A 4,627-nucleotide genomic window follows, 5' to 3' on the forward strand; every position below is an offset into this window, starting at 1 on the left:
CGCGGCCGGCAGGGCGGCCGGCCAGCCGGCCTGGCCCCGCGCTACCAGAAAATTGCCCCGGCGGTCAAGGAACTGTATCTGGCCCGCCAGCAGTCCACCCGCCAGTTGATGGCCTACTTTCAGATTGGCTCCCGGCGCACCCTCTGCAAAATCCTGCGCTTTGCCGGGGTGGAAATCCCAGCAAAGCCGCTTCCCAACTGGTAACGAGTGTTTCGGGCTCTCTGCTTATTCAATACGCTGCTACGGGTTTCTTGTGCGGCAACGCCGACCGAGTCGCGCCCGTCTTTTCGGCCTTTCCCCAGACCTCTATTTTCCATGCGTATCCGTTTCTTGTTTCCCCTACTGCTCGTGGCACAGGTGGGAGTCGGCCAATCATACCAGCAGTTTCGGCTCAATGCCGGGGTGCAGGCCACTACTCCGGACCGACAAGCCGTGCTGACGCTTTGGGACCGCTACCTGGGCTCGGCTTTTCAACAGCAAGCGCAGTTCTGGGCTCCGGCGGAGTTGCGTCGGTATCGGAAAGGTGATTTGTTGCTCAGTGAGGGCTATGTGCATCCCAACGTCTATAGCTACGCGACCCAGAAACTCGTGCTCAGCGTGGAACCACTGGATTCGACGCACTACCAGTGCCGCACGCTCTTTTACTGGCAAAACCCGGCGGAGCCGGCCCCGCAGCTCACGGCTTTTTGCATCGTCAACACCTGCTTTGAGCGCCAGGGTTCGCAGTGGCGGCTAGTAAACTACCTCACGCGCTATACCCGCCAGTGGACGAGCGCGACGGTGGGGTACTTGACCTATCGCCTCCCGCCCGGCCGCCGCCTCGACCAGACGCAAGCCCAGCAGGCCGACGCGTTTTTGCGGGCGTTGTTCCAGGATTTCGCCATTCCCCCTTTTCCCGTCACGTACTATGTTGCCACAGACTGCGCGCAGGTCCACCACCTGAAAGGCTTCGACTACGTGGTGGGCATGGGCAGTGACACGGTCTGCGGCTTTTACGACGAGGTGAACCACCTGGTGTACGCTGGGGGCCTGGGAGAAGGCTATGTGCACGAGTTGGTGCACGTTATCAATCCCTACTTCCCCCAGGCTCACCCGCTACTGCTCACCGGGTACGCCGCGTTGCGCGGCGGGCACTTCGGCCGGTCCCTGGCTTACCACACCGCCCGCGTCCGCACGTACCTGGCTACGCACGCAGCGGTGCTACAAAATCCGCTCACCTTCACGGCGTTGGACGAGCAGACGAATCCGCAGTACGTCATCGGCGGGGTCATCTGCGCGGCGGCGCTACGAGCGGGCGGGCTACCCAAGCTGAAGCGGCTCTTCACATATGGCACCTCGGACGAGGCTTTTTACACAGCCCTACAACAGGAATTCGGGGTGCCAAAAGAAAGTGTCGCCGCCTTCCTCACGCAGTGTCTGCAACAAGAGCAAGGCCAGTAAACTGACCATGTAACATTTGGACCAAACTTTTAACCAAGGCCTACCATGTTCAAGGTCTTGCACGCGCTGCACGCTACCGTCACGGTTAGGCTGGATGCGAGCGAGGAAGGTCTTGCGCACTTGGTTTCAGCTTAATAGGCCTAAATCTGGATATTAACCAGGGCGCTGCGATTCATTGGCGGTGCCATCATTGGATTAATAGTATTCGGTTTAGACAGTATCGCTTCATAATACCGCTTTCGTTAACCGCCATATGTGAAAAAACCCCATGGCCGTAATAAAACAGCCCCCGACGCGCACTCGCGTCGGGGGCTGTTTTATTACGGCTTCTAACGTTCGTGCCTATTCTATCGTCAGGCGCTTGGTCAGGTGCAGGCCGTTGCCGCCCACCTGCACCAGGTAGGTGCCGGTGGCCAACTGGGTGAGGTTGAGCGGCTGGGCCTGGCCGCCACTCAGCGTCTGGCGCAGCACCACCCGGCCGGTGGCATCGAGCACCACTACCGAGTAGGCAGTGTTCAGCGGCAGGGAGCGCAGGTCGAGGGTAGTGGCGCTGCTGGCCGGGTTGGGGTATAGAGCCAGTCCGGTGAGGGGAGCGAAGCTAACCGTCCGCACGGGCGAGAAGGTCGCCGTGCCGTCGGCATCCACCTGGCGCAGTCGGTAGTACACCGCGCCCCTGGCTTGGCCGCCTACGCCCGCGTCCGTCAGTTGGTAGTCGTGGGGTGTGGCCGAGTTGCCGTGGCCGGCTACCCGCCCGATTTGGGCGTAGTTCAGGCCGTCGAAGCTACGCTCCACCTCGAAGTGGTCATTGTTAATTTCCGAAGCCGTGCGCCAGTTCAGGCGGGCATCCTGCTGCACGGCAACGGCCGCAAAAGCTGCCAGTTGCACGGGCAGCGGGTAAGCGCCCAAGGTGAATGACTCCGTAACGGTGCTCACACCGCCGTAAATATCCGTCACCACCACATTCACCGAATACGTCGTGTTGGCATTGATGCGCGGCAGCAGGCTGGCGTTCGATACGAATAACTGGCCGGTGGTCGCATTCAGGCTTACCCCGCTGGGTAGAGCGTTGGTCGCATTGCCGCTGGGGCCGGTGGTGGCCAGTACGGCATTGGTTCCGCTGACGGGCAGGCCGTTGGCCGCGCCGCTTTGCAGGGTGCCGGTAGTCGCATCGTACACGATACCTGCCGTAGCGCCACCGTTGGTGTACTGGGCACCATTGCTATCCACCACGTAGGTCAGGATGTCGTTGGTAAGATAGTGGTTGCTGCCGCCCTTGGGCGTAGTGCCAGCAGCAACGGCGGCGTTGTCGGTACCCACGGGCAGCAGGTAGGTCGCCACGTTGCCGCTCACCAGGTTAGTAGCATCGGTAGCGGTGTACGTGAAGGAGGCATTGCCCACGTAGCCGCTGGCGGGCAGGAAGCGCAGGCTGGCGGCCTGGGTTGGGGTAAGTACCTGGCCGGCGGCGGCCGTGGTGTAGGTGCCGCCGTTGTTGTACGATAGTACGCCTTGGCCAATGGTCGGCACGGTAACCAGCGTGTAACCGCCGATGGTGCTCGCGGCCGAGGTCGCAGCCAGCGGCGAAATGGGCAGGGCTACGGCGGCCGTGTTGGCCTGCGGCGCTTGCAGCGTGTTCGTCACGTCGGTGGCCACGGGGGGCAGCGCGTAGCGCGTGGTGGTGATGCTGGCCGTGTTGTTCGTGGTCGTACCCGTTTCGTTGCCGGCCGATACGTTGGCCGGCACCGTGTAGGGGAAGTTGCTGGTCGTGCTGGCCGGGGCGTTGAAGACCACGGAGTTGGTCACCGTGTTGTTGGGGCCGGCCGGCAGGGTAGCCGGCACGGGCAGTGTCACGGTCGTGGTCGTGGTGGTGGCGCTGCCGCCGTTGAGCACCACGGCCGCGCCGCCATTGAGCGAGTAGCTCACGATACCCACGGGCAACGTCACGGTCTGGGCCACGGTAGTGGCCGACGAAGGGCCATTGTTGGTCGTCATAACGGAGTAGCTGACCGAACTGCCGGTGATGGCTACGGCCGGACCGGCCACGGTGGTGGCTACATCTACTACGCTGTTGATGCCTACGCTCGTCGTGGCGTAGTTGTTAGCGGAAATCGGGTCACTCTCCACCCCGCGCACGGCGGCTGTCGCAACCAGCGGCCCCTGGCCGGGTGCGGCGCTGATGGTGATGGTATTAAGCGTACTGCCACCAATAGCCAGGGCGCTGGTGCTGGTGAAAGTGACCAGGCCGGTCGTATTATCATAGGTGCCGCCACTACTTAGCGTTACCGTGCCAATGGTGGCAAGGCCCGCCGGCAGTTGGACCGTCGTGACAGCCCCCGCGCTGGCACTGGCCGTGCTGGTGCCGGCGTTGCTGGTCGTTACATCGAATACCGCTGGGCTGCCGGCAGCTACGGTCGCAGCCGTGCTCGCATTGCGGGCAATGCTCACGCTCAAATCGACTGAGGCGGCGGTAGGGGCATTCAGCGTCGTCACTACCGTGGCTGTATTGTTGGCCAGGTTAGGCTCGGTGGCCGGAGTGGAAATGGTAGCCGTGGCGGTGGGGGCCAGGGCATACACGCCGGCCGGGCTGGTGAAAGAAAGGCTGCCCGCGCTGGCGTAGGTAGCGCCGCTGGGCTGGTTCGTCACGGCCGGGAAGGTCACGACGCCCGTACTGCTGTTGTAGCCGGTGGTGGCGGAGTTGGTCAGTACCGTGCCGTCGTAGCCGCGTACCACTACGTCGCTTAGACCGCTGGGCAGCTGCACGGTGGTGGTGACGGAGCCGGCCACGCTGGGGCCGTTGTTAGTGGTGAGGACGCCGTAGGTGAGCGACGTACCCTGGGCAGCCGATGCTAGCGTAGCGCTGCCGGGGCCGGTGAGCACCACCTGAATATCCGACACGGGCAGGATGGTGGTGAGTACGCTGGCCGCGTTGTTAGCCGCATTGGTGTCGGTGGTGGCCGAGCGCACGCGGGCCGTATTGACCAGCGTGGCGTTGCCATTGTTGGGCACCGAGTAGGTGACGGTGTTGCTCACTGAGCCGCCCGTCGCCTGCGCGGCCGCGGTGGTGGCAAAGGCTACCGCCCCGGTGCTGCTGTCGTAGGTGCTGCCGTCGGCGTAGGTAGCCACGGTGCCCGAGGTCGAAGTGGGCGCCGCGCCGTTGAGGAACACGGCCGTGGTGCCCGTAATGGGCAGG

General features: G+C 63.3%; 2 protein-coding genes and 1 pseudogene. 2 read left to right on the forward strand and 1 reads right to left on the reverse strand.

All coding sequences use genetic code 11. The annotated features are described in order from the left end of the window. A pseudogene (locus ACYVDE_RS15040) lies at nt 1–204 on the forward strand (hypothetical protein); the annotation flags it as partial. A 111-nt stretch (nt 205–315) separates the two neighbouring features. Further along, nucleotides 316–1,440: a hypothetical protein gene (locus ACYVDE_RS15045; protein ID WP_460502358.1), complete on the forward strand. Its 1,125-nt coding sequence runs from the start codon at nt 316–318 to the stop codon at nt 1,438–1,440. Nucleotides 1,441–1,782: 342 nt separating this feature from the next. Here ACYVDE_RS15045 and ACYVDE_RS15050 read toward each other — a convergent pair. Then, nucleotides 1,783–4,627: T9SS type A sorting domain-containing protein (locus ACYVDE_RS15050; RefSeq protein WP_460502359.1), on the reverse strand; the 2,845-nt coding region annotated here is incomplete at its 5' end.

It is taken from the genome of Hymenobacter agri (assembly GCF_054778495.1).